At 67.6% G+C, this 25,345-nt stretch carries 22 protein-coding genes; 14 read left to right on the top strand and 8 right to left on the bottom strand.

Annotated elements, in window-relative coordinates; all coding sequences use genetic code 11:
- Positions 1-9 precede the first annotated feature (9 nt).
- The 3 genes from AC6LKD_RS14800 (at position 10) to AC6LKD_RS14790 (ending at position 3,852) form a co-directional block, all read left to right on the top strand.
- Entirely contained in the window at positions 10-879 is an 870-nt protein-coding gene (locus AC6LKD_RS14800; protein WP_492275207.1) for an HpcH/HpaI aldolase/citrate lyase family protein, read from the top strand.
- Between the two features lie 174 nt (positions 880-1,053).
- Positions 1,054-2,049: a serine hydrolase gene (locus AC6LKD_RS14795; RefSeq protein WP_498116633.1), complete on the top strand. Its 996-nt coding sequence runs from the start codon at positions 1,054-1,056 to the stop codon at positions 2,047-2,049.
- 171 nt (positions 2,050-2,220) lie between these two features.
- Positions 2,221-3,852 (top strand): ATP-binding cassette domain-containing protein, encoded by a 1,632-nt coding sequence (locus tag AC6LKD_RS14790; protein WP_013393916.1) that lies wholly within the window; start codon positions 2,221-2,223, stop codon positions 3,850-3,852.
- Positions 3,853-3,891: 39 nt separating this feature from the next.
- Here AC6LKD_RS14790 and AC6LKD_RS14785 read toward each other — a convergent pair whose 3' ends face one another.
- Both AC6LKD_RS14785 and AC6LKD_RS14780 read right to left on the bottom strand, forming a co-directional pair.
- Positions 3,892-5,484, bottom strand: coding sequence for a sulfatase family protein (locus AC6LKD_RS14785; RefSeq protein WP_498116632.1), 1,593 nt, complete (start codon positions 5,482-5,484; stop codon positions 3,892-3,894).
- The gene (locus AC6LKD_RS14780; RefSeq protein ID WP_498116631.1) at positions 5,481-6,443 is read right to left on the bottom strand and encodes a Bug family tripartite tricarboxylate transporter substrate binding protein; all 963 of its coding nucleotides are present in this window, start codon (positions 6,441-6,443) and stop codon (positions 5,481-5,483) included. Before AC6LKD_RS14780 ends, AC6LKD_RS14785 begins: the two co-directional genes overlap by 4 nt.
- A gap of 143 nt (positions 6,444-6,586) precedes the next feature.
- Here AC6LKD_RS14780 and AC6LKD_RS14775 point away from each other — a divergent pair, with 143 nt between their 5' ends.
- The gene (locus AC6LKD_RS14775) at positions 6,587-7,528 is read left to right on the top strand and encodes a LysR substrate-binding domain-containing protein (RefSeq protein ID WP_498116630.1); all 942 of its coding nucleotides are present in this window, start codon (positions 6,587-6,589) and stop codon (positions 7,526-7,528) included.
- Here the strand turns inward: AC6LKD_RS14775 and AC6LKD_RS14770 are convergent.
- A complete protein-coding gene (locus tag AC6LKD_RS14770) occupies positions 7,525-8,361 on the bottom strand; it encodes an IclR family transcriptional regulator (RefSeq protein WP_498116629.1) in 837 nt (278 codons plus the stop codon). The two genes, AC6LKD_RS14775 and AC6LKD_RS14770, sit on opposite strands and share 4 nt — an antisense overlap.
- 112 nt (positions 8,362-8,473) lie before the next feature.
- Here AC6LKD_RS14770 and AC6LKD_RS14765 point away from each other — a divergent pair, with 112 nt between their 5' ends.
- The 5 genes from AC6LKD_RS14765 (at position 8,474) to AC6LKD_RS14745 (ending at position 15,070) form a co-directional block, all read left to right on the top strand.
- Positions 8,474-10,828: a cytochrome P450/oxidoreductase gene (locus tag AC6LKD_RS14765; protein ID WP_498116628.1), complete on the top strand. Its 2,355-nt coding sequence runs from the start codon at positions 8,474-8,476 to the stop codon at positions 10,826-10,828.
- A gap of 233 nt (positions 10,829-11,061) precedes the next feature.
- Positions 11,062-11,925 (top strand): archaetidylserine decarboxylase, encoded by an 864-nt coding sequence (gene asd, locus AC6LKD_RS14760; RefSeq protein WP_013393922.1) that lies wholly within the window; start codon positions 11,062-11,064, stop codon positions 11,923-11,925.
- Between the two features lie 105 nt (positions 11,926-12,030).
- Positions 12,031-13,248 carry an alpha-hydroxy acid oxidase gene (locus tag AC6LKD_RS14755; protein ID WP_498116627.1) on the top strand — a complete coding sequence of 406 codons (1,218 nt, stop codon included), beginning with the start codon at positions 12,031-12,033 and terminating at the stop codon, positions 13,246-13,248.
- 50 nt (positions 13,249-13,298) lie between these two features.
- The gene (locus AC6LKD_RS14750; RefSeq protein ID WP_498116626.1) at positions 13,299-13,787 is read left to right on the top strand and encodes a GNAT family N-acetyltransferase; all 489 of its coding nucleotides are present in this window, start codon (positions 13,299-13,301) and stop codon (positions 13,785-13,787) included.
- Between the two features lie 122 nt (positions 13,788-13,909).
- Positions 13,910-15,070, top strand: a complete 1,161-nt coding sequence (locus AC6LKD_RS14745; protein WP_498116625.1) for a metallophosphoesterase — start codon at positions 13,910-13,912, stop codon at positions 15,068-15,070.
- A gap of 10 nt (positions 15,071-15,080) precedes the next feature.
- Here AC6LKD_RS14745 and AC6LKD_RS14740 read toward each other — a convergent pair whose 3' ends face one another.
- The gene (locus AC6LKD_RS14740) at positions 15,081-15,536 is read right to left on the bottom strand and encodes an Lrp/AsnC family transcriptional regulator (protein ID WP_013393926.1); all 456 of its coding nucleotides are present in this window, start codon (positions 15,534-15,536) and stop codon (positions 15,081-15,083) included.
- Positions 15,537-15,627: 91 nt separating this feature from the next.
- Between AC6LKD_RS14740 and AC6LKD_RS14735 the strand changes: the two genes are divergently transcribed.
- Positions 15,628-16,815 (top strand): MFS transporter, encoded by a 1,188-nt coding sequence (locus AC6LKD_RS14735; protein WP_498116624.1) that lies wholly within the window; start codon positions 15,628-15,630, stop codon positions 16,813-16,815.
- A gap of 28 nt (positions 16,816-16,843) precedes the next feature.
- Here AC6LKD_RS14735 and AC6LKD_RS14730 read toward each other — a convergent pair whose 3' ends face one another.
- Together AC6LKD_RS14730 and AC6LKD_RS14725 are read right to left on the bottom strand one after the other, a co-directional pair.
- Positions 16,844-18,244, bottom strand: coding sequence for a sensor domain-containing diguanylate cyclase (locus AC6LKD_RS14730; RefSeq protein ID WP_498116623.1), 1,401 nt, complete (start codon positions 18,242-18,244; stop codon positions 16,844-16,846).
- A 156-nt stretch (positions 18,245-18,400) separates the two neighbouring features.
- Positions 18,401-19,222 (bottom strand): MetQ/NlpA family ABC transporter substrate-binding protein, encoded by an 822-nt coding sequence (locus AC6LKD_RS14725; protein ID WP_013393929.1) that lies wholly within the window; start codon positions 19,220-19,222, stop codon positions 18,401-18,403.
- Between the two features lie 162 nt (positions 19,223-19,384).
- On the opposite strand from AC6LKD_RS14725, the gene rocD reads away from it, so the two are divergent.
- From rocD to AC6LKD_RS14705, 4 genes are all read left to right on the top strand, one after another.
- Positions 19,385-20,620, top strand: a complete 1,236-nt coding sequence (rocD, locus tag AC6LKD_RS14720) for an ornithine--oxo-acid transaminase (RefSeq protein WP_498116622.1) — start codon at positions 19,385-19,387, stop codon at positions 20,618-20,620.
- Positions 20,620-21,582 (top strand): arginase, encoded by a 963-nt coding sequence (gene rocF, locus AC6LKD_RS14715; RefSeq protein ID WP_013393931.1) that lies wholly within the window; start codon positions 20,620-20,622, stop codon positions 21,580-21,582. The genes rocD and rocF overlap by 1 nt, the downstream gene beginning before the upstream one ends.
- Before the next feature lie 325 nt (positions 21,583-21,907).
- Positions 21,908-23,116: an ABC transporter substrate-binding protein gene (locus tag AC6LKD_RS14710; protein WP_013393932.1), complete on the top strand. Its 1,209-nt coding sequence runs from the start codon at positions 21,908-21,910 to the stop codon at positions 23,114-23,116.
- 62 nt (positions 23,117-23,178) lie between these two features.
- Positions 23,179-24,237: an alcohol dehydrogenase gene (locus AC6LKD_RS14705; protein ID WP_498116621.1), complete on the top strand. Its 1,059-nt coding sequence runs from the start codon at positions 23,179-23,181 to the stop codon at positions 24,235-24,237.
- A gap of 1 nt (position 24,238) precedes the next feature.
- Here AC6LKD_RS14705 and AC6LKD_RS14700 read toward each other — a convergent pair whose 3' ends face one another.
- Together AC6LKD_RS14700 and parS are read right to left on the bottom strand one after the other, a co-directional pair.
- A complete protein-coding gene (locus AC6LKD_RS14700) occupies positions 24,239-24,754 on the bottom strand; it encodes an RES family NAD+ phosphorylase (protein WP_498116620.1) in 516 nt (171 codons plus the stop codon).
- On the bottom strand, positions 24,751-25,218 hold the full coding sequence (parS, locus tag AC6LKD_RS14695; RefSeq protein ID WP_498116619.1) for a type II RES/Xre toxin-antitoxin system antitoxin: 468 nt from the start codon (positions 25,216-25,218) through the stop codon (positions 24,751-24,753). The genes AC6LKD_RS14700 and parS overlap by 4 nt, the downstream gene beginning before the upstream one ends.
- Between the last annotated feature and the right edge of the window lie 127 nt (positions 25,219-25,345).

The following is a 25,345-nucleotide window of genomic DNA, read 5'->3' as shown; positions in this document are numbered from 1 at the left end:
AACCGCCTCATGCATCCTCCGATCCGACCCCGCCGTTCCGTCCTCTATATGCCTGGCGCCAATGCGCGCGCGCTGGACAAGGCGCGCAACCTCGACGCCGACGTCCTGATCCTCGACCTGGAAGACGCCGTCGCGCCCGACGCCAAGGCGCAGGCTCGCGACCAAGTCGCCGCGGCGCTGCGCGCCGGCGGCTATGGCCGCCGCGAATGCGTGGTGCGCGTCAATGCCTTGGACACGCCCTGGGGCCTGGACGACGTCCGGGCCATAGCCCAGGCGGGCGCCGACGCGGTGCTGTTGCCCAAGGTACAGTCCGCCGCCGAACTCGACGCGCTCGCGCGGGCGCTGGACGCGGCGGGCGCGCCTGCCAGCCTGCCCTTGTGGGCCATGGCGGAAACGCCCTTGGGCTTTCTGCGTCTGGACGCCATCGCCTGCGGTCATCCGAGACTGGCGGCCATCGTCGTCGGCACCTCGGACCTGGTGAAGGACCTGCACGCGCGCCACACCCCATCGCGCGAAGAAACCCTGTGGGCGCGATCGATGGCGGTGATGGCGGCGCGGGCCCACGGCTTGGCGGCGCTGGACGGCGTGCACCTGGACCTGCACGACGACGCCGGCCTGGAGGCGGCCTGCCGGCAGGGGCGAGACCAGGGATTCGATGGCAAGACGCTCATCCATCCAAAACAGATCGCGGCGGCCAACGCCGCCTTCGCGCCTACGGAAGAAGAACTTGCCACCGCGCGCAAGCGCCTGGACGCCTGGCAGGCCGCGCAGGCCGCCGGTCTGGGCGTGGCCGTGGTCGACGGCGCCCTGGTGGAGAACCTGCACGCGCGCGAGGCGGAACGGCTGCTGGCGCTGGCCGAGGCCATTCCGCGCGCCTAGCGCCCTGTCCCGCAGATACGGCCGTGCGGATGCAAGGCCACGCGCGTAGCCTGCGCCGCCATGCGCGGGCAAACACGGCGGCGACAAAAGCGCCCGCCGCAGTAATATCAGCTTTCAAATGCATATTCCGGTAACGCGTCTTCGGGCGCGGACCCGGCGAATCTGGGAGAGATCGTGGCGCTGATCTTGCGGCAAGTATCGATGTCATTCTGCGCGGCGGCGCTATGGGCCGCCACCGCTGCGGGCTTGCCGGCGCCGGCGCGGGCTCAAGCTGCCAATTTCCACCCGTGCAATTCCCAGCCCTCCCTGCCGATGTGCCAGCATGGCTACGGCAAGCGCATCGCGGTCCAGCGCTGGGGCGCGCAGCCCGATCCGCAGGACCCGGACGCAGCCGTCAACGCCTCGCTGGTCACCCGCGATCCGGCCAAGGAAATCGGCAAGCTCAAGTCCAGCACCATCCTGGTCCAGGACCTGGACACCTCCGAAATCCTGTTCGCGCGCAACGAGGGCGCTGTGCGGCCCATCGCCTCCATCACCAAGCTGATGACGGCGTTGACGCTGGTGAAGGCCGGCCTGCCCATGGATGAAATCATCACCATCGACGCCAGCGACACCCGCTCCGCCAGTGAGCTGCCCTCGCGCCTGACGGCCGGCACCAAACTGAGCCGCGCCGATTTGCTGCGCCTGGCGCTGGTCCCATCCGAAAACAGCGCCGCGCAGGCCCTGGGGCGCACCTATACCGGCGGCACGGCAGCCTTCGTCGCGGCGATGAACGCCGAAGCCCGCGCCCTCGGCATGAGCGACTCCAGCTTCGCCGAACCGAGCGGCCTGTCCAACGAAAACCAGTCCTCGGCCAGGGACCTCGTCAAGTTGCTCACTGCGATTTCCGCGCAGCCGCTGATCTCGCAGTACACCGGCGAAACCAGCTACCAGGCCGCCGGCCAGACCTTCCGCAACACCAACATCCTGGTGGGCCGTCCGCAATGGGACATCCTGGTGTCCAAAACCGGCACCACGCGCGAAGCCGGCGACTGCCTGGTCATGGCGGTGAAGGTCGACAAACGCAACCTGGCCATGGTGCTGCTCAACGCGCAGGGCACCAGCGGCTCGCGCTTCGGCGACGCGGTTCGCCTGCGGCGGGTGCTGGACAGCCGGTTCGCCTCGCGCTAGCCGACGCCATCGCGCCTGCCTGGCGCGCCGCGCCCTGTACAATACCGCCCTTTGACGTGGAACGAACGCCCGTTCCGTCCGCCTGTCGCGCCGCCCGTGCGCCCCCTTCCCCGATTATTTTTCAGCGCGCCCGGCCGGCGGGAATTCTGCCGCGTCCCTGTTGCACCATCCATGATCCGCTTCCAACAAGTTTCACTCATGCGGGGCGTCAAGCCCTTGCTCGACAAGGTCGACCTGCTGCTCAACCCCGGCGACAAGATCGGCCTGATCGGCGCCAATGGCGCCGGCAAGTCCAGCCTGTTCGGCCTTTTGCGCGGAACGCTGCACGCCGACCAGGGCGACCTCGACTACCCCTCCAGCTGGCGCATGGCCTATGTGGCGCAGGAAACGCCCGCGCTGGACCGGCCGGCCATTGAGTACGCGATCGACGGCGATGTGACCTTGCGCAAGCTGGAAGCGGAACTGGCGCAGCTCGAAGCCGAACCCGAAAGCACCGAGAACGGCCTGCGCATGGCCGACATCTATGCCGCGCTGGCCGATGCCGACGCCTACACCGTGCATTCGCGCGCCGAGCAATTGCTGACCGGCCTGGGCTTCACGCAGGCGCAGATGCACCTGCCGCTGACGAGCTTTTCCGGCGGCTGGCGCATGCGCCTGAACCTGGCCCAGGCGCTGATGTGCCCGTCCGACCTGCTGTTGCTGGACGAGCCCACCAACCACCTGGACCTGGACGCCATCATCTGGCTGGAAGACTGGCTCAAGCGCTATCCGGGCACGCTCATCGTCATTTCGCACGACCGCGATTTCCTGGATGGCGTGGTCAACGTCATCGTCCATATCGATGAGCGCAAGCTCAAGCGCTATTCGGGCAACTATTCGTCCTTCGAGCGCCAGCGCGCCGCCCAGCTGGAACTGGCGCAAGGCATGATGGAAAAGCAGATGCGCCAGCGCTCGCACCTGCAGTCTTTCATCGACCGCTTCAAGGCCCAGGCCAGCAAGGCGCGCCAGGCGCAGAGCCGCATCAAGGCGCTGGCCCGCATGGAAGAAGTGGCGCCGCTGCGCGCGGCCGCCGAGTTCTCGTTCGAGTTCCGCGAGCCCTTGCGCGCGCCGAATCCGCTCTTGACCATGGACGCGGTCAGCGCCGGCTATCGCATCGCGGATGAGGAAACGGAAGTCGAGTCCGACAAGATCATCGTGTCGGGCATCAATTTTTCGCTGCAGGCTGGCCAGCGCATTGGCCTCTTGGGCATCAACGGCGCCGGCAAGTCCACCTTCATCAAGACCATCGCGGGCGAACTGGCAACACTGGCCGGCGAGGCGCAGTTCAACAAGGGACTGTCGATCGGCTACTTCGCCCAGCACCAGGTGGAGATGCTGCGCCATGACGAATCACCGCTGTGGCATATGACGAAGATCGCGCCCACCGTGCGCGAGCAGGAATTGCGCAACTTCCTGGGCAGCTTCAACTTCAACGGCAACATGGCCACCAGTTCCATCGCGCCGTTCTCCGGCGGCGAAAAAGCCCGGCTGGCGCTGGCCCTGATCGTCTGGCAGCGCCCCAACCTGCTGCTGCTGGACGAGCCCACCAACCACCTGGACCTGGAAACCCGCGAAGCCCTGACCACCGCGTTGGCCCAGTTCGAAGGCACGCTGATGCTGGTATCGCACGACCGCCACCTGCTGCGTGCCACCACCGATGAATTCATCATCGTGGCCGACGGCGAGGTCAGCCCCTTCGATGGCGACCTGGACGACTACAAGGACTGGCTATACAAGACCAAGCTGGCCGCCAAGGCCGCTTAAGATGCTGCGCGCTGGCCCCGATGGGCCGCGCGCCACGCATCACGCCAGCGCGCTCGGATAGGGGCTGGTGTCGATGTGCTCCAGCATCCCAAAGGCCAGCCGTTCCAGCAGCCTCGCGCGATCACCGGCATGCGCCGGCTCGTCCCACAGGTTGCGCAGCTCGTGCGGATCCTGCTTCAGGTCGTACAGCTCGCCCCAGCGCGCGCCATCGTAGACCGTGACGCGAAAGCCGTCCGCCAGCAAGGTGCGGCAGCGGATGCGGCTGTTGAAGCCCAGGATCACGCGCTGACCTTCTTCCTCGATCATGAGCGCGTCGCGCACGGCCGCCTCGCGCCCGTTGATGAGTCCGGCCATGTCGCGCCCCTGGATACCGTTGTAAGGCTGCACGCCGGCGCGCGCCAGCACGGTGGGCGCGACGTCGATGGTGCTGAGCAAGGCGTCGCTGGCGGCGCCCGCCGTCGGCGTGGCCGCGGGATCGTGCCAGATGAATGGCACGCGCGTCAGGCCGCGGTAATGGATCGGCCCCTTCAGCATCAGCTGATGGTCGCCCAGGTAGTCGCCATGGTCGCTGGTGAAGATCACCACCGTGTTGTCGGCCAGCCCCAGCGCGTCGAGCTCGGCCAGCACCCGGCCGATCTGGTTGTCGATGTTGGCGATCGAGCCGTAGTTCAGCGCCAGCGCTTCGCGCGCCTCGCGCTCGTTGCAGGAGAAGATCGCGGGCGTGTGCTTGACCGCGGTGCCGGCGTCACGCTGGGCGCGCAGCCAGGCCACGTGCGGCGGCGGGGTTCCTGTGCCGTGGAAGGACGCGGGCAGCTCCATGTCCTCGGGCTTGTGCAGATCCCAGAAGCGTCCCGGCGGCGTGAAGGGATGGTGCGGATCGGGGAACGAGCATTGCAGGAAGAACGGCTGGTCCGACGCCGCATAGCCGCGCAGCGCATCGATGCTGCGGTCGGCGATGTAGGCCGTGGGATACAGCTCTTCAGGCACGCGCGTGCGCCAAGCCTGGCGGATGCGCGTCAGTTCGTACTCCGGCGTGGGAATGGCATGCGCCGGGCCGATCAGCGCCTCGATCTCAGGATGCACGCGTCGCAACCAGCGCCGGTAATGCCCGTGCACGTCGTCGCTGTGGTCGTCGACAAGGTCCACCTGGTCGAAGCCGTAGTAGGGATAGCTCAACTCGTGGTCGGCATGTTCCAACCACAGCTTGCGCTGCTCCTGGTCATAGCGGCCGGCATCGGGTTCAACCGCCTCGCGCGGCAGTCTGTCCTCCGCACGCACCGGCCAGGACGGCGGGATGTCGGTCATGTTCTGCAAGTGCACCTTGCCGACCAGCGCGGTGCCGTAGCCGGCCTCGCGCATGGCTTCGACAAAGGTGCGGCTGCGCAGCGACAGCGCGATGCCGTTGTGGCGCGCGCCGTGGGCGGACGGATAGCGCCCGGTCATCAGGCTGGCGCGGTTCGGCATGCAGATGGGCGTGGCCACGTGCATGTTGTCAGCCCGCCAACCGGACGCGGCGAGGCGGTCCAGGTTGGGCGTGCGGACCACCTGGTTGCCATAGGCGCCCAGATGGTCGGCGCGGTGCTGGTCGGTGATGAACAACAGAAAATTGACGGGCTTCGCGGCACGGCTCATTGCTTGGCTCCGGACATCTCCACCGCCGCGCGCCACGCCGGCATGTCGCGCTTGACCATGTCGCCGAACGCCTCGGGCGTCATGTAGATCGGCACCATGCCCAGGGGCTGCAGCGCCTGTTCGAAGGCGCCGTCGGTAAGCACGGCCTGCAGGTCCGCACTCAGCTTCTTCACCACCGCGGGTGGCGTGCCGGCGGGCGCGAACAGCCCGATCCACGACCGCACCGCGACGCCCGCGGCCACGTCGGAGAACAGCGGCACGTCGGGCAGCGCGGCATACTTTTCGGTATTGGCCACGCCCAGCACCTTCACCTTGCCGGACGCCAGGAAAGGAATGGCCGGCGCGATGCCGCCTATCATCAGCGGCACGTGGCCGGCGACCAGGTCGGCCATCGCCGGCGCGGCGCCCTTGTACGGTGCATGCACCACATCCAGGCCGGCAGCGTGCTTCAACTGCTCCATCGCCAACTGGTGCACCGTGCCCAGGCCGGGCGAGCCATAGGTGTACTTGCCGGGATTGGCCTTGATCAGCTTGACGGCTTCCGCCAGCGTCGAAGCCGGAAACTCGGCGTTGGCCAGCAGCACCACCACGTTGTCCGCCACCAGGCCGACCGGAGCGAAGTCGCGCACCGGGTCATAAGGCAGGCTGGCGTACAGCGCGCTATTGATGCCGTGCGTATTGGTGGTGCCCATCAGCAGCGTGTAGCCGTCGGGCGCGGCGCGCGCCACCATGGATGCGGCGATATTGCCGCCCGCACCCGGCTTGTTCTCCACCACCAGGGTGTAGCCGCGGGGTTCCAGGCGCTGCGCCAGTTGGCGCGCCAGCACGTCCACCGCGCCGCCCGGCGAGAACGGCACCACGATCTGCACCGGCCGCGCCGGATACGCATCTGCGGCAGCCGCCGCGCCCGTCATGCCACAGGCCCAGCTTGCGGCCAGGGCCATCCAGAATTTCTTCATTGCTTCGTCTCCATCGCGGCGCCCTTCCCTGGCCTGGCCGGGGCGCGCCTGTCTTTCGTAGAGCGGCAAGTATGCCCAGGGCCCGGTGTCCGCGTGAAATGAAATAAACTGAACGATTCATAACCATATGAATATGAATCGCCATGCCAGAGCGCGCCAGCACCCATCTCAAGCGGCGTCATGCCGAACTGCTGGTCGCGCTGGACGACGAGCGTCACCTGGGCCGCGCCGCCGAGCGCCTGCATATGTCCCAGCCCGCCGCCTCCAAGGCGCTGGCGCAGTTGGAGGAACAGGTGGGCTATGCGCTATTCGAGCGCGGGACCCATGGCACCCTACCGACCAATGCCGGAATGGTTATGATCCGCCACGCCCGGCACAGCCTGGGCGCGGCCCAGCGGGTGGCAGCGGAATTGCTGGCCGCCGAAGAGCGCGGCGCCAGCCTGCTGCGCCTGGGCACCTTGCCCTCGGCCGCGCCCAAACTCGCGCCGCAACTGATCACGCATCTGTTGCGCCAGTCGCCCCGCCTGGAAGTGAAATTGGTGGAAGGCGCGCTCGGAGAACTCATGGACAAGCTTGCGCGCGACGAGTTGGACATTGTGCTGGGCCGCCTGGGCAGTCGCCTGCTGCCGGCGGACTGCGAGGTGATCCGCCTGCACGAAGAACCAATCCTGGTGGTGGCCCGCCCTGGCCACCCGCTGGCCGGACGCGACGCGCTGGAGGCCGCCGAGCTTGCGCGCTGGCCCTGGGTGCTGCCGCTGGAAGCCACCATGATGCGCGAGCGCCTGGACGAGGCTTTCGTGCATGCCGGGGCGCGCCCGCCCGATTCCAGCATCCAGTCCAACTCGCTGCTGGCCACGCTGGCGCTGCTGGACCAGGATGACCGCCTGGCGGCCCTGCCCCAGGCGATAGCGCGCTACTGCGAGCGGCAAGGCGGCGTGGCGGTGCTGCCGCTACGGCTGGAAGCCAACTTCGGCGCCATCGGCGCCGTGGTCAACCGCAATACGGCGGGCATGCCGGTGGTGCAGGCGGCGATGGAATGGCTGCGCAGCTTGTCCGGAGGCGCCGGTCGGGTCCAGTCGGACTAAGGCGCCTGATAACCCAGCAGCACGCTGGCGGCCTCGGCTTCGCGCCGCACCGCCTGCGCGATCGGACCATCCGCCGCGGCGTCGAAGCCGCCCGTCGCGCCCAGCGCGGTCAGCGCGGCGCAGGGCCGGCCGTTGTGGTCCAGCAGCGGCGCCGATACGGCGCTGATGCCCTTCAGATTGGTATCGCGCACCGAGGCGCAGCCCGCGGCCAGCACCTCGCGGCGCAGGCGGCCGATCGGGTCGGCGGCATCCAGCTGCGCGCGCATGTCGGCCGGCGCGCGCGCCAGTTCGGCCTCGGCAAGCGCCCGCACCCGCGCATCGTCCTGCAAAGCCAGGAACACCCGTCCGGTCGCGGACCAGAGCATGGACAGCACCGAGCCCATGCGCACATTCACTGTCACCGGCAGGCCCGGCTCCTCGAAGCGCACGATGGTAGGTCCCTTGTTGCCCATGACCGCGATGAAGCAGGTCACTTCCAGGTCTTCGCGCAGGCGCACCAGGCTGGGTTCGGCCAGGCGGATGGGATCGGCCTGGCGCAGCGCGGCCAGGCCCAGCAGCATCGCCTCCAGGCCCAGGTAGTACTGTTGAGTGGCGGCATCCTGCGCCACCAGGCCCTCTTCCATCAGGCTGACCAGATAGCGGTGCACCTTGGCGGGACTTTCATCCACCTGCGCGGCCAGCAGCGTAAGGCTGGCGCGCCCGCCCAGCCGGCCCAGCCCCTTGAGCACGGCCATGCCGGTTTCGGCAGCTTGTACACGCTGGCGCCTTTCCCGCGGACGCGGCGTCTCGGCGGTCGTGGCGGGGACGGAGGAAGGATCGGGAGTCTGTTTCATGGGTGCGATGAAGGAGCCGCCGGGCGGCTGGGGACGCAGCCCGGAGATTACCCCAATTGAATAATTACGCAATGCGTATATGATTTACGCAATTGTAATTCGGAGCGACACCATGGGCCACCCTTCCACCCCCGCACCCACCCCGCCCGCCACCACCGGCGGCTGTCCCATCGACCACGCCGCGCTGGCCCGGGCCCAAGCCTGTCCGGTCAGCCCGCGAGCGGCGGAATTCGATCCTTTCGGCGACGGCTACCAGCAGGATCCTCCCGAATACGTGCGCTGGGCGCGCGAACAGGAACCCGTGTTCTATAGCCCCAAGCTGGGCTACTGGGTGGTGACGCGCTACGACGACATCAAGGCGGTGTTCCGCGACAACCACACCTACAGCCCCTCGATCGCGCTGGAAAAGATCACCCCGACCGGCCCCGAGGCCAACGCCGTGCTGGCCACTTACGGCTACGCCATGAACCGCACCCTGGTCAACGAGGACGAGCCGGCCCACATGCCGCGCCGTCGCGTGCTGATGGATCCCTTCACGCCGGACGAGCTCAAGCACCACGAACCCATGGTGCGGCGCCTGACGCGCGAGTACGTGGACCGCTTCATCGACGACGGCCGCGCCGATCTGGTCGACCAGATGCTGTGGGAAGTGCCGCTGACGGTGGCCCTGCACTTCCTGGGCGTGCCCGAGGAAGACATGGACCTGCTGCGCAAATACTCCATTGCGCACACCGTCAACACCTGGGGCCGGCCCAAGCCCGAGGAACAAGTTGAGGTCGCGCACGCGGTGGGCAATTTCTGGCAATTGGCAGGCAAGATCCTGGACAAGATGCGCCAGAATCCCGACGCGCCGGGCTGGATGCAGTACGGCATCCGCAAGCAGAAGGACCATCCCGAGGTCGTCACCGACTCGTACCTGCATTCCATGATGATGGCCGGCATCGTCGCGGCCCACGAGACCACCGCCAACGCCTCGGCCAACGCCATCAAGCTGCTGCTGCAGCATCCCGACGCCTGGCGTGAACTGTGCGAAGACCCCGGGCTGCTGCCCAACGCGGTCGAGGAATGCCTGCGCCACAATGGCTCGGTCGCGGCCTGGCGCCGCCTGGCCACGCGCGACACCGAGATCGCCGGGGTGGCGATCCCGGCGGGCGCCAAGCTGCTGATCGTGTCCTCGTCGGCCAATCATGACGAGCGCCATTTCGCCGACGCCGACTTCTTCGACATCCGCCGCGACAACGCCAGCGACCAGCTGACTTTCGGCTATGGCGCGCACCAGTGCATGGGCAAGAACCTGGCGCGCATGGAGATGCAGATCTTCCTGGAAGAACTGACCCGCCGCCTGCCGCACATGCGCCTGGCGCAGCAGCAGTTCACCTACGTGCCCAACACATCATTCCGCGGCCCCGAGCATCTGTGGGTGGAATGGAACCCGGCCGACAACCCCGAGCGCCGCGATCCCGCCCTGCTAGTCCAAGCGCAGCCGGTGCGCATCGGCGAACCTTCCACCCATGCCATCAGCCGCAAGCTGGTGGTGACCCAGGTCACGGCCGCGGCCGACGGCATCGCGCGCATCCGGCTGGAATCGCCCGACGGCAAGCCGCTGCCGCGCTGGACGCCGGGCTCGCACATCGATGTCGAATGCGGCGATACGGGCCTGTCGCGCCAATACTCGCTTTGCGGCGATCCGGCGGCCGCGAATGCGCTGGAGATCGCCGTGCTCAAGGAAACGGCGGGCCGCGGCGGCTCGGCCTGGATCCACCAGCACCTGCGCGTCGGCAGCATCGTGCGCGCGCGCGGTCCGCGCAACCACTTCCGCCTGGATGAAAGCGCCAAGCGCCTGATCTTCATCGCCGGCGGCATAGGCATCACGCCCATCAGCGCCATGGCGCGCCGCGCGCGTGAACTGGGCATGGCCTACGAACTGCATTACAGCGGGCGTTCGCGCGCCAGCATGGCCATGCTGGAAGAGCTGCAGCAGTTGCATGGCGAGCGCCTGCGCCTGCATATCAGCGGCGAAGGCAGCCGCAACGACTTCGCCGCCCTGCTGTCCCGCCCCGAGGCCGGCACACAGATCTACGCCTGCGGCCCCGAACGCATGCTGGACGCCTTGCAGGCCGCATGCAGCGCCTGGCCCGAGGACAGCCTGCGCGTGGAGCACTTCCATTCCACGCTTGCCACGCTGGACCCGTCCAAGGAGCATGCCTTCGAGGCCGAGTTGAAGGACTCCGGCATCGTGGTGCAGGTGCCGGCCGGCCAAACCCTGCTGAGCGCGCTGCGCGGCGCCAACATCGACGTGCAGAGCGATTGCGAGGAAGGACTCTGCGGCTCCTGCGAGGTGCGCGTGCTGGGCGGCGCGGTCGACCACCGCGACGTGGTGCTGACCCGCGCCGAGCGCGAGGCCGGCACCCGCATGATGGCCTGCTGCTCGCGCGCCCAGGGCGGGCGCATCGTGCTGGAGCTGTAGCGGCCTGCATGCGTGCGGCGCCGGGTCCTTGCGCCCGACGCCGCATGCGCGCATCCATATGCCTGAAGTGCGCCTGAAAGCGGTAGAATTCACCCTCTGCTCATCACCACGCCGTCCCGCTGCAACGCGGGACGACGTTTTTTGACGCGGCCAGTCCCGGGCCTGCAGGCGGGCCCCCAACGGGGCTTGCCCATGCCGCGGCCAGCCGCGGGGTCATTTCTCAGCGCTCCTAGATGTCGATCAAAGACCAACTTTTCCTCGCCAGCCAGTATCTCGCCCCCCACCACCTGGTGTCGCGGCTCTTCGGGTACGCATCCGACTGCCGGGAACCGGCGGTCAAGAACTGGATGATCTCGCGCTTTGTCCGCCGCTATGGCGTGGACATGCGCGAAGCGCTGCAGGAAGAGCCGCTGGCCTACGATTGCTTCAACGACTTCTTCACGCGCGCGCTCAAGGAAGACGCCCGGCCGCTGGACGACGAACCGGGTTCGGTGGTCTGTCCCGCCGACGGCGCCATCAGCCAGATGGGCGCGATCGAACACGGCCGCATCTTCCAGGCCAAGGGCCACAACTACGGCGTGGCCGACCTGCTGGGCGGCGACGCCGAGCGCGCGGCGCCGTTCCAGGGCGGCCAATTCGCCACCATCTATCTGTCGCCCAAGGACTATCACCGCGTGCACATGCCGGTTGCCGGCACCCTGCGCGAAATGATCCACGTGCCGGGCCGCCTGTTCTCTGTCAACCCGCTGACCGCGCGCAACGTGCCGCGCCTGTTCGCGCGCAACGAGCGCGTGGTCTGCATCTTCGACACCGAGCACGGCCCGATGGCCCTGGTGCTGGTGGGCGCGATGATCGTCGCCTCCATCGAGACCGTATGGGCCGGCCTGGTCACGCCGCACAAGCGCCGCGTGAAATCCACCCGCTACGACGACGCGGCGCGCGCCCCGATCCATCTTGCCAAGGGCGCGGAAATGGGCCGTTTCAAGCTGGGCTCCACCGCCATCGTGCTGTTCGGCCCCAATCAGATCCGCTGGGCCGACACGCCTTCTGTGCTGGGTCCGGTGCGCATGGGCGAGCTGATGGCGCTGCCTGCGTAATATTCCGCCGCAACTTCTTCGATTGAATCGAATTTGGATGTCTAGTTTTATTCGCTTTATGCGATGAATCGGCGTTGCTAGATTACGGGCTTTTGCCGGCCCGCCATGACATCCATCATCTCGACCACCGCCAGTCCCCGCGCCGCCTCGGCCGACCGCCCCTTGCCGCGCGCGCTGGCGCGCATGCTGTCGCTGGACGATTTCGAGGCCGCCGCCAAACGGCGCCTGCCGCGCCCGATATTCGGCTACGTCGCGGGCGCGGCCGAAGACAACCAGTCCCTGCGCGGCAACCGCAGCGCCTTTGCGCAATATTCGTTTTCGCCGCGCGTGCTGGTGGACGTATCGCGCCGCACCCAGCAGACCGAGATCTTCGGCCGCCGCTATGCCTCGCCCTTCGGCATCGCCCCCATGGGCATCAGCGCGCTGTCGGCCTATCGCGGCGACATCGTGCTGGCGCGCGCCGCCCGCGAACAGGGCATACCCGCCATCCTCAGCGGCACCTCGCTGATTCCGATGGAAGACGTTATCCGCGCAGCGCCCGGCACCTGGTTCCAGGCTTATCTGCCCGGCGACCCGCAGCGTATCGACGCCCTGGTCGAACGCGCCCGCCGCGCCGGCTTCGAAACGCTGGTGTTGACGGTGGACATCCCCGTGTCGGCCAACCGCGAGAACAATGTGCGTACCGGGTTCTCGACTCCGCTCAAACCAAGCTTGCGCCTGGCCTGGGACGGTTTGACGCGGCCGCGCTGGCTGGCCGGCACCTTCATGCGCACGCTGCTATCTCATGGCATGCCGCATTTCGAGAACTCCTTCGCCACGCGCGGCGCGCCGATAGTGTCGGCGTCGGTGCTGCGCGACTTCAGCGCGCGCGACCACCTCAGCTGGGGGCACGTGGCGCGCATCCGCAGCCAATGGCCGGGCACGCTCATCATCAAGGGCATCCTGCATCCGCAGGACGCGGCGCTGGCGCGGCAGCACGGGGCCGACGGTATCATCGTGTCCAACCATGGCGGCCGCCAGCTGGACGGCGCGGTCTCGCCGCTGCGCGCCCTGCCCGGCGTGGTCGCGGCGGCGGGCGGCATGACCGTGATGATGGACAGCGGGGTGCGCCGCGGCAGCGACGTGCTCAAGGCCCTGGCGCTGGGCGCAAGCTTCGTCTTCGTCGGCCGGCCCTTCAACTATGCGGCCGCCGTCGGCGGCGAAGCCGGTGTGTCGCACGCCATCGGCCTGCTGCGCGCCGAGATCGACCGCAATATGGCGATGCTGGGCATCAACAACCTGCGGGAAATGCAGGCGGACCTGCTCATGCGCGCGGCTGCCTAAGCGGACAGGCGCATAATGCGCCATCCGACCATCGAAACATGTGAACGAGCATGGCTGCAAATGAACTGAAGGTGCGCGCAGCGCTACCGGGCGACCACGAATGGATTGTTGCCGCGCACGGCGACGTCTATGCGGCCGAGTTCGGCTTCGAGCGCGGGTTCGAGGATGACATAGGCGGCAAGATGCAGGCCTTTCGCCGGCTGCCAAGCACGTTCAATCGCATCTGGATCGGCATCATCGGCGATGAACGGGTGGCGTCGATCGCCGTCTCCGAACGGCCTGCCGGCGTGGCCTTTCTCAATTTCGTCCTGGTCCTGCCGCAACATCGCGGCAAAGGCGCTGGCCTCCGGATGATGGACACCGTGCTGGAGCACGCGCGCGCCCATGACATGAAGGAAGTCCAGCTGGAAACCTACAGTTGCCTGACTGCGGCCAGGGCGCTGTACCGGCGCCTGGGGTTCCAGCCGGTGAAGGTGGTGCCGGACCAGGCTGCCTATGGCCAGGCCTTCGACCAGGAATTCTGGGCACTGCGCATCTAGCCTAGCTGCAAGCGCGGCGCCCGCACTTCAAGAGACGTTACGGGCCCCCGGGCCCGGCATAGAATGGCGATTCCCTTGCCACGCGCGCCGCTGCTCCCGGCCCGGCGCGCCCCAGAGCCGCCGTGTCCCTACGCCAATCTTCTTTCTTCCTGCGCTTCCTGACCTTGGGGGCCCTGGCTCACGTCTACGTGGGCGCCCGCCTGATCCCGGATGCCCAGTTGGGCGGCGCAGGTTCCGCCGTCGCCATCCTGGCCTTGCTGCTGTCGTGCATCCTGATTCCGCTGGGAATGCTGGGCCGTTCTTCCGTGCACCCGCCTTGGGGCGACCGCATCGCCTGGGTCGGGCTGTTCGCCATGGGCCTGTTCTCGTCGCTATTCGTGCTGACCGTGCTGCGCGATGCGCTGCTGCTGGTGACCTGGTTGGCGAACCTGATCATCGGCGCCGACCTGCCCTGGACCACGCTGCGTTGGGTCAGCGCCTGGGCCGTGCCCGTACTGGCCCTCGCCGGCACCTTGATTGGCCTGTACAACGCGCGCAAACGAGCACGTATCGTCGAGGTAGAGGTGCCCATCGCCGGACTGGCGCCCGACCTGGACGGCTTCACCATCGTGCAGATCAGCGATATCCACGTTGGCCCGACCATCAAGAAGCGCTACGTGCAGGCCATCGTCGACGCCGTCAATGAGCAGTTGCCGGACATAGTCGCCATCACCGGCGACGTGGTCGACGGCAGCGTTGAACAGCTTGCGGCCCAGGCCAGCCCGCTGGGCCAGCTGCGCGCGACCCACGGCGTGTACCTGGTCACCGGCAATCATGAATATTATTCGGGCGCCACGCCCTGGATCGCCGAATTCCGCCGCATGGGGCTGCGCGTGCTGATGAATGAGCACGTGGTCATCCACCCGGCTGGCCTGCCCGTGGTGGTGGCGGGCATTACCGACTACAGCGCCGGTTCATTCGACCCGCAGCAGCGCAGCAACCCCAAGGCCGCGCTGGCCGGCGCGCCCGCCGACGCCCTGCCCAGGATTCTGCTGGCGCATCAGCCGCGCAGCGCGGCGGCGGCCGAGCCGCTGGGCTATACCCTGCAATTGTCCGGCCATACCCATGGCGGGCAGTTCTTTCCGTGGGGATTCTTCGTGCGGTTCCAGCAGCCCTACACGGCGGGCCTGCATCGCCTGGGAAAAATGTGGATCTACATCAGCCGCGGCACCGGCTACTGGGGACCGCCCAAGCGCCTGGGCGCCCCGTCCGAGATCACGCGACTGCGCCTGCGCGCGGCTTGAAGCGTGCAGCTCAGCCGTTGTCCGGCAAGGGTCCGCGCTCCAGATAGCTGGTCAGCGCGATGTCGCTGGTGGTGTTGGTGATGCCGTCGATCTGATGGATGCGCGCCAGCAGCGATTCCAGCGCCTGCGTGTCGCGCACGCGCACTTTCAACAGCATCGCGCTCTTGCCGGTGATGGTGTGGATCTCTTCCACCTCGGTCAGTTCGGCCAGCCCCAGCACCTGCTGCGTGATGGTCCAGTTGTTGGTGTCCACGTGCACGAAGGCCAGCAGCGGCCGCCCTATCCGGGCGCCGTCCAGCTTGGCGGCGATGCCCTTGATCAGGCCGTCGCGCTTGAGGCGCTTGACCCGTTCATGCACGGCCGGGGCGGAAAGGTTCAGCAATTTGCCCAGTTCGGCGTAGCTGGGGGAGGCGTCGTCGGCCAGCAGCGTTAACAGCTTTCGGTCGCGGTCATCAAGATCAGGCATTGGAATCGGGTTCTGCCGAACGGCATTCGAACTTTTATGGAATAAGGAAATATACGCGTTAACCCTTATTTTATTCCAATAAAATTTGGCGATGCAGAACCGTAGCACCCGCCAGTCTTCTTCCGTCCCCGCCCTGATGTTCGCCGTCAGCGTCGTAGGCTCCAACGGCCTGGCGCTCAGCCCCATCCTGAGCGACGTGGCGCGCTCCTTTGCCACCTCGCCGCTGACCATCAGCACCGCTATTTCCGCCTACGGCGCGGCCACCGCCGCCAGCGCCTTCTTCCTGGCCGCCCGCATCGACCGCATCGGCATCCGCCGCTCGCTCCTGGGCGCGATGGCCGTGCTGATCGCCGCCTTGATCCTGTCTGCCTGCGCGCCGCACTGGATCGTGCTGACGCTGGCGCAAGCCCTGGCAGGCGCCGCGGCGGGCGTCATCCTGCCCGCGGCCTATGGATCCGCCTCGCTGATCGCTCAGCCCGGCCAGGAAGCCCGCACGCTGGGCCGCGTCATCGCGGGCTGGTCCGTGTCGCTGGTGGCGGGCGTGCCACTGTCCGCCCTGATCTCCGATGCCGTGGGCTGGCGCGCTACCTACGGCACGCTGGCGCTATGCGCGGCGGTCGCCGCGCTGGGGCTGCGCAAGCTGCCGGAACGCCGCGCGGACAATCCCGCCCCTCTACGGTTATCGCGCCTGCTGGCGCCCCTGTCCTACCGCGACGTGCCCGCCTTGCTGCTGGGCTGCCTGGCGTTCTCGTCGGCTTTCTATGGCGTGTACGCGTTCCTGGCCGACCACGTGCGCGGCCTGCTGGGGCTGAGCGCCGGGCAAGTGGGCTTCATCGCCTTTGCCTACGGCGCCGGGTTCCTGCTGGCCGGCGTGGCCGGCGCCCCGCTGATCGAGCGGCTGGGTCCGCGCCGCGCCCTGCCGCTGGCGCTGGGCGTCATCGCGCTGGTGTACCTGGGGCTGCTGCCGGCCGCCCATGCGCTGGCCGCGGTGCTCGCCATCGCCACGCTATGGGGCGCGGCCTCGCAGCTGAGCCTCAACCTGCTGGTGTTGCTGCTGTCGCGCGCCCGGCCCGAAGAGCGCGGCGCGGTACTCGGCCTGAACACCTGCACCACCTACCTGGGCGCAAGCGTGGGCACTGCCATCGCCGGCACCCTGTATACCCATGCCGGCTTCGAAGCGCTGGGATTGGCCGCGGCTAGCGCCCTGGCCGCCGCGGCGCTAGGCCTGCATTGGCGCCTGAACGGCCGGCGCGCGGCGCGCGGCCAGGCTGCCGCCTGAACCGCCAAGGCTATCGCCGGATCGCCGCTCAGCTCCGGTATTCCACGGCGCAGTCCCGGCCCGACCGTTTGGCCTGATAGAGCGCGAAGTCGGCGCGGCGCAGCACATCCGACGCCGTGGCATCGCCGGGTAGAAAGCCGGCGATGCCGCCGCTGACCGATAGCGTCACCACCGACCCGTCTATGTCCGCCGGATGCTGCCGCAGGCTGGCGCGCAAGCGTTCGCAGATCGCGCGCGCCACCGCCGCGTCCGCATCGGCCAGCAGCACCAGGAACTCCTCGCCGCCCAGCCGGCCTATCGAATCGCCCTCGCGCAGACAGGTGCGCAGCTGATCGCAGAAGTGCCGCAGCGCGACGTCTCCGCCCAGATGGCCATAGCGGTCGTTGACCTGCTTGAAGTAATCCAGGTCCAGCATCAGCGCCGTGGTCGGTCCGACCTCCCCGTGCCGGCCGTCTGCCAGACGGTCTTCCATGCGCTTGAGGATTTCGGCGCGGTTCCAGCAGCCGGTCAAGCTATCCACCCTGGCCATCCGCGCCAGCGCCGCTTCGGCGCGCCGGCTTTCGGTGACATCCATCCCCAGGTTGACCACTTTGCCGTCGGGCAACCTGACGTTGGACCATAGCACCGACAACAGCTCGCCGTCGCGCGTGCGCGGCTGCCATTCGCGGAAAGAGCGGTCGGGCCGCGCGACCACGCTATCCATCGCGCGGTCCCGGACCGTCGGGTCGGGATAGAACAGCGCGAACGGGTCCGGGCTCTGCTTGATCTCGGCTTCTGACCAGCCGAAGCGGCGCGCGCAGGCGTCGTTCCACAAGGTACAGCGGCCGTCCGCATCGAAGGCGTTGATCAGCACCGGCGCCGTCCTGAACAGCGCGCCGAACTGCACAATGACTTCGTTGAGCCGCGCCAGTTCGCGATCGCGGGCAGCCACGCCCAGCACGGCGTGCTGCGCATACGCGGCCAGGATATCTTGCGCGTTGGCATAGGCGGACACGTCCGCCAGCGCCCGCCTGAACGCAAAAACGATGTGGCCGCAGGCCACCGCATTGGCGTCGTAAAGGGTGCGCGCCACACAGGCCAGCACACCGGCCTCGCTCAACCAAGGCTCGTCTTGCGGCATGCCATCCAGGCAGGCGTAGGCCGCGCGGTCCGCCAACAGGGCATGCACCGCCTCGTCTGCGCCCGCGAGGTCCGCGGCAATGCCGTCGCGGCAACTGGCGCTGGCGATCAGCCCTGCGGCGTCATCGGCTTGATCCAGCCGGACCCAGGCGTAATCCGCGCCCATGTCCTGCACGGCGCGCCCGGCCAGCGTCTGGAAAAAACGGTCTTGGCCCGCCGCCAGAATTGCGCTGGCGGCCGCCAGGATGCGGCCATCTTGCACGGCCAGAACCTGGGCATGGGCAACATCATCAGACGATGGAATACGCATGGCTCTGCTATCGAGGGGAGGACGGCGCGGCCCTCCGCATAGCGGCCATCGTGGCGACTACAGGCCGAGGGGTTAAAAATCGGGGCCAGTATACGAGTAATCCCTGAGCCCAACTGGCAAGAATCGTCAACGTCCCCTTGGCCAGGCCCCTGCGCGCTACCAGGGAAAGTCGATCAGATCGCCGTACAAGCTGCGCAGCTTGGCCTTCACTTCGGCCGAATTCTGATAGATCGAAATGAACTTCAGCAGCCGCGGGTCCTGCGCGCCGGCCGGCGTGGCCACCCAGCGGATGGCATAGCGCCGCACATTGGCCGGATCGGTGTTGTCGAAGGCCAGGCCGTCCTTTTCGTTCAAGCCGGCCTGTTTGGCAAAGGTGGTGTAGGTGACGGACGCGGTCACGTCGTCGAAAGTGCGCGCGGACTGCGAACCTTCAATCGGCACGAACTTCAGCTTCTTTGGGTTCGACACCACGTCTTCCAGCGCGGCCTGATGCGCCACGCCGGGCTTGAGCTTGATCAGGCCGATGGATTCCAGCAGCAACAGCGCGCGACCGGTATTGACCGGGTCGTTCGGCACCGCGATGGTCGCGCCCTCGGGCATCGCGTCGCCCTTCTTCAGCTTCTTCGAAAACAGGCCAATGGTGGTGGAATAACCGTAGGCGATGGGCTTCAGGTTGGCGCCGCGGCGCTGGTTGAACAGTTCCAGGAAAGGTTCGTGCTGGAAGAAGTTCGCGTCCACCGAACCATCGGCCACCGCGATGTTCGGCAGCACCCAGTCGTTGAATTCCACCAGCTTGACGTCCAACCCCTCCTTTTTGGCCTGGGCGATGGCAAGTTCGGTGGCGGCGTTCGCGACGCTCGGAATCACGCCGATGCGCAGCGGCTTGTCCTGCGCCATGGCGTTGCTTGCGCAAGCCAGGACCAGCCCGGCGGCCGCGACGCGGCGGGTAAGTTTCAGAAGCAGTTGATGCAGAAACATAAGGACCATCCAGATATCAAAAACAGGGCATTGCCCGGCACAAGCGCTTATTGTGCAGCAGCCTGCTGCGGCCGCCCGCAATGCCCTTTTGTCACGCAATGGCAATGCCGCGGAGCCGCTGGCGGCGCTAAGATGACTGCAATACCTCCGCGGGAGACCCTCATGAGCGCGGTATTGAACACCCAACCGGGCGCGCAGTCCGCCGCCAGCCACCGCGACCGCGTGGAAGACCAGCTCGGCGCGCACAACTACCATCCCCTCGACGTGGTCATCGCGCGCGGCAGCGGCGTCTGGCTCTACGACGTGGACGGCCGCAAGTACCTGGATTGCCTGTCGGCCTATTCGGCCGTGAACCAGGGGCATTGCCACCCCGCCATTCTCGCCGCCATGAACGAGCAGGCGCAGAAGCTCACGCTGACCTCGCGCGCCTTCCGCCACGACCAGATGGCGCCGTTCTACGAAGACCTGGCCCGCCTGACCGGGGCACACAAGATCTTGCCGATGAACAGCGGCGCGGAAGCCGTGGAAACCGCCATCAAGGCGGTGCGCAAATGGGGCTACGAAGTGCGCGGCGTGCCGCAGGACCAGGCCGAGATCATCGTCTGCGCCAACAACTTCCATGGCCGCACGCTGGGCATCGTGGGCTTCTCGACCGACCCCGACGCCTACGGCCATTACGGGCCGTTCGCGCCGGGCTTCAAGGTCGTACCCTTCGGCGACTACGATGCCTTCGACGCCGCGATCACGCCCAATACGGTGGCCTTCCTGGTCGAACCCATACAGGGCGAAGCCGGCGTGGTCCTGCCGCCCGCGGGCTATTTCGCGCGGGTCCGCCAACGCTGCACCGAAAGCGGCATCACGCTGATCCTGGACGAGATCCAGACCGGCCTGGGCCGCACCGGCAAGCTGCTGGCCGAAGAACATGAAGGCATCGAGGCCGACGTGACGCTGATCGGCAAGGCGCTGTCGGGCGGCTTCTATCCGGTGTCCGCGGTGCTGTCCAACGCCGACGTGCTGGGCGTATTCCAGCCGGGCCAGCACGGCAGCACCTTCGGCGGCAACCCGCTGGCCTGCGCCATCGCGCGCGCCGCGCTGCGCGTGCTGACCGAGGAAGGCATGATAGAAAACGCCGCCGCCATGGGCGCGTACTTCCTGGACCGCCTGCGCACCCTGCCCGGCCCGGTGCGCGAAGTGCGCGGACGCGGCCTGATGCTGGCCGTGGAACTGGAGCCCGACGCCGGCGGCGCGCGCCTGTGGTGCGAACGCCTGCAGGCACGCGGCATGCTGGTCAAGGACACCCACGGCCACACGCTGCGCCTGTCGCCGCCCCTGATCGTGACACGCGAGCAGATCGACTGGGCTTGCGATCAGTTGAGCGCGGTACTATCCGCCACTTGATGCACCCCACCGGAGCCCGCGACTTGCAGAACACCGCCAACCTGCCCCAACACATCACCCTGATCGGCGCGCCCACAGACATCGGCGCCGGCGCGCGCGGCGCCTCCATGGGTCCGGAGGCCCTGCGCGTGGCGGACCTGGGTCCGGTCATCGAGGCCCAGGGCTTTCAGGTCACCGACCGCGGCAACCTCTACGGGCCCGCCAATCCCTGGCTGCCACCCGTGGACGGCTACCGCCATCTGGACGAAGTGGCCGCGTGGAACCGAGCTGTGCACGACGCCGTCTACGAGGAACTCAGCCAGGGCCGCCTGCCCATCCTGCTGGGCGGCGACCACTGCCTGGGCATAGGCTCGATCAGCGCGGTGGCGCGCCACTGCCGCGCAGTTGGCAAGAAGCTGCGGGTGCTGTGGCTGGACGCCCATGCCGATTTCAATACCAACGCCTTGACGCCCACCGGCAACATCCATGGCATGCCCGTGGCCTGCCTGTGCGGCTATGGTCCGGCGCAGATCACCGGACTGTCCGGCCAGACTCCCGACATCGAACCGGGCTGGGTGCGGCAGATCGGCATACGCAGCGTGGACCAGGGCGAAAAGCGCCTGGTCCACGAAGCCGGCCTGGAAGTCTTCGACATGCGCTACCTGGACGAAATGGGCATGCGCGCCACCATGGAAGCGGCCTTGGCGGGGCTGGACGAGGACACCCATCTGCACGTGAGCTTCGACGTGGATTTCCTGGATCCGGAAATCGCCCCCGGCGTGGGCACCACCGTGGCGGGCGGCCCGACCTATCGCGAAGCCCAGCTCTGCATGGAAATGATCGCCGATACCGGCCTGATGCGCTCGCTGGACGTGGTGGAGCTGAACCCGGCCTTCGACGTGCGCAACAAGACCGCGGAACTGGCGGTGGACCTGATCGAAAGCCTGTTCGGCAAGTCCACCCTGATGCGCCGCGGCTCCTGAGCCGGCCTGCCCCCTGCGCCATGCGGTGACAGCCATGCGCCGGCTCGGGCCGCGCATGGCACGTGACCCGCGCGCGCTCTGCCTGACTCCCCTATTTCGGCGCCCCCCCTCGCCCGCCCCGACGAGTCCGGCGGATCGCCCCCCGGCCTGGGAAATCCCCTCTGTTGACTTTTCACATGTGCGAATCTAAGTTCTTGCACAGGAATTTTCTTTCACTATTCTGAATTAATTTTCAGCCAGATGGAGAACTGGCGCCCCGCAAGCGGATACACAGCATCAAACGAAAAACCGATAAATCGGCCCGTTCGGGCCGGGAGGCAAGCAGATGCGTATCAAACCCCTGTTGGCGGCGCTGGCCGCCTCGCTGGCCGCCTGCGCGGCCCAAGCTCAATCCGACGTGGTGCGCCTGGGCGTGTCCAACGATCGCTCCGGCATCTATTCGGATCTGGGCGGCCTGGGCTCGGAAATGGCGGTCCGCATGGCGGTCGAGGACTTCGGCGGCAAGGTCGCCGGCAAGACCGTCGAGGTCATAGGCGCGGACAACCAGAACAAGGCGGACGTGGCCTCGGCCCTGGTGCGCCGCTGGTTCGACACGCAGGGCCTGGTGGCCGTGGTGGACGGCGGAGCCAGCTCCGCGGGTCTTGCGGCGCAAGGCGTGGCACGGGAAAAAGGCGGGACCGCTCTCATCAGCGGCGGCTTCGCCGGCGACTTCAGCGGCAAGCAGTGCAGCAACCTCAGCACGCAGTGGGCTCCCGATACGTATGCCCTGGCCAACGCGGTGGTCAAGAGTGTGGTCGAAAGCGGCGGCAAGTCCTGGTACTTCATCACCACCGACTACGTGTTCGGCAAGTCGCTGGAAGCGAACGCCTCGCGCTTCGTCGACGCGGCCGGCGGCAAGGTGCTGGGCAGCACGCGCCATCCCCTGGGCGCCATGGACTTCGCGTCCTTCCTGGTGCAGGCGCAATCGTCCAAGGCCAACGTGGTGGGCCTGGCCAGCGCCGGCGGCGATCTGGTCAATCTGATCAAACAGGCCCAGGAGTTCGGCCTGACCGGTGGCAAGCAGCGCATGCTGACTTTCCTGACCTTCATCAACGACGTGCAGGCGATGGGCCTGCCGGTGGCGCAAGGGCTGACCTTCCCCACCGGCTTCTACTGGGACGCCGATGCAGACACCCGCGCCTGGACCCAGCGCTGGCAGAAGAAGATGGGCGTCACGCGCGCGCCGTCCATCGTGCAGGCGCTGAGCTACGTCGCCACCACGCACTACCTGCAGGCCGCCCAGGCCGCCGGTTCCTTCGACGGCGCCACCGTCAACCAGAAGATGCGCGAGTTGCCCATCACCACCAAACTGATCAAGAATGCCCGGGTGCGCCCCGAAGACGGCCGCGTCATCATGGATCTGTATCTGGTCGAAGTGAAGAAACCCGCCGAATCCAAATATCCCGGCGACTTCTACCGCATCCTGTCCACGGTGCCGGGCGAAAAGGTCTTCGTGTCCCTGGCGGACAGTGAATGCCCGAGCGTGAAGAAATAGCGTTGCCGCGCCGCGCCCGCCCTGCGGGCCGGCCGTTAAAAACACCCAGGAGGAGACATCCCATGAAGTGCTATTGCGTCGTGAACTTCCGCGAACCCCTGCAGGAAATGAACCCGCCCACCCCGACGCCGCAGGGGTCGCAGGTGCTGCTGAAGGTACGCGCAGCGGGCGTTTGCCACAGCGATATCCACTTGTGGGAAGGCGGCTACGACCTGGGCCAGGGCCGCACGCTGTCGCTGAAGGACCGCGGAGTCTCGCTGCCCCTGACCATGGGCCACGAAACCGTGGGCGCCGTGGTCGCCGCCGGCCCCGACGCCCAGGGGCTGTCGGCCGACCGCAACTACCTGGTCTATCCCTGGATCGGCTGCGGCAACTGCCCGCCTTGCCTGGCCGGCATGGAAAACCATTGCTCCGCGCCCGCCTGCCTGGGCGTGCACCGCGCCGGCGGCTACGCCGACCACATCCTGGTGCCGCACCCGCGCTACCTGATCGACATCGGCGACCTCGATCCCGCGCAGATCGCCCCCTATGCCTGCTCCGGGCTCACCACCTATTCCGCGCTGAAGAAGATCGGCGCCGACGTGTACCGCTCGCACCCCGTGGTCATCTTCGGCGCTGGCGGCCTGGGCCTGATGAGCCTCACGCTGATCAAGGCCCTGGGCGGTGCGGGCGCCATCGTGGTCGACATCGACCCGGCCAAGCGCCAGGCCGCTTTGGAAGCCGGCGCCCTGGCCGCCATCGACGGTGCAGCACCCGACGCCGCGCAGCAGATCATCAAGGCAGCCGGCGGCAAGCCCGTGCAGGCCGCCATCGATCTGGTCGGCGCGCCCGCGACCACCTCGCTGGCCTTCGACTTCCTGACCAAGGGCGGCAAGCTGATCATCGTGGGCCTGTTCGGCGGCGCCTCGTCCTGGCCGATCGCGCTAATCCCCATGAAGGCCCTGTCCATCGTCGGCAGCTACGTCGGCAACCTGGCCGAACTACAGGAACTGATGGAACTGGTGCGGGCCGGCAAGGTGCCGCCCATGCCGGTGCACCGCCATGCGCTGGCCGAAGCCGACAGCGTGCTGGCGTCGCTGCGGGCCGGCAAGGTGGTGGGCCGCGCGGTGCTGACGAACTGAACTAGACGGGCCGCAGGCGCGGATCGTAGATGAAGCGGTCGCGCCGCACCACCACGATATGCTCGGCGTCGGGGTGCGCCGGATTGATCAGGAAATTGCAATCCGGCACGCCCCGATAGGGCACGATGGCGCTGGGCAGTTCCAGCAGCGCCGACACGCCGGACTGCACCCAGTTGTCGCCCACGGCCTGCGAGGCCTCGGCGAAAGGCACCGCATCCCAGAACGGATAGTCCTCTTGCAGCTGCGTCAGGCTGAGCGTCTGGCGGGCTTCATGCACGGCGCGCGGCACGGCCAGTTCGATCAGATAGCGGTTGGCCTGCTCGGACGCGCGGGCCGCAAAGTGCACCACGGTTTCCAGCACCGCCAGCGCCACGCTGGCCGAGGCATAGACCACTGGCGTGCCGGGGCTGTTGTAGCGCCCGCCCACGGCCGCGGCCCCCGCCCCGCTCACATCGTCGGCGCGGTACTTGCCTGCGGTCGTGCCGATGCGCCAGACGGAAACGCTGTCGTCGGTCATGCGTAGACGCCCGCCGCGGCGCGCGCCAGCGTGTCCTCGACGATGCGGCTGCTGGCGTCGGAGGTCAGCAGCGACAGCGGTTTGACGTTGCCCAGCGCGGGCACCGGCGTGTTCAACCAGGCCACCGCCTCTTCGTCGCTGCCCAGCACCTGACGCGCCACCCGCGCCACCCGTGCCACGCGCGCCAGACGGTCGGATTCGCCCAGGGGCAGCATCAGGCCTTCGCGGCTCCAGCGCGACAGGGATGCCGCCTTGACCTCGGTGATGGCCATGATCTCGGACTTGGGCACCTGCAGGTAGTCGGCCGCGTCATCCACCATCTGCGCGGGCAAGCCGCGGCGCACGTCGCGCGCCATGTCGACCAGGGGACTGTCGACCAGACTGCGGAACAACTGTTTGGCACGCGCGGCGGCATGGCGCGGCGGACGTTTGGCAGTGTTTTTTTCGAGGGCGGCTACGCTCATGGCCTGGCTCCTGCAAGACGGGGCGCCACGGCTGCGGGCGCACCATGAAATTCCAAATTGAATTCATGATATCTCATTTGGAATTCCCATCACAAGACCCGTCCCCATGCACGCCATGCTCCGGAGC

It is taken from the genome of Achromobacter sp. D7-1 (assembly GCF_059760445.1).
Note: the sequence above shows the minus strand (reverse complement) of the source record. Positions and strands in the feature narration are given on the sequence as shown.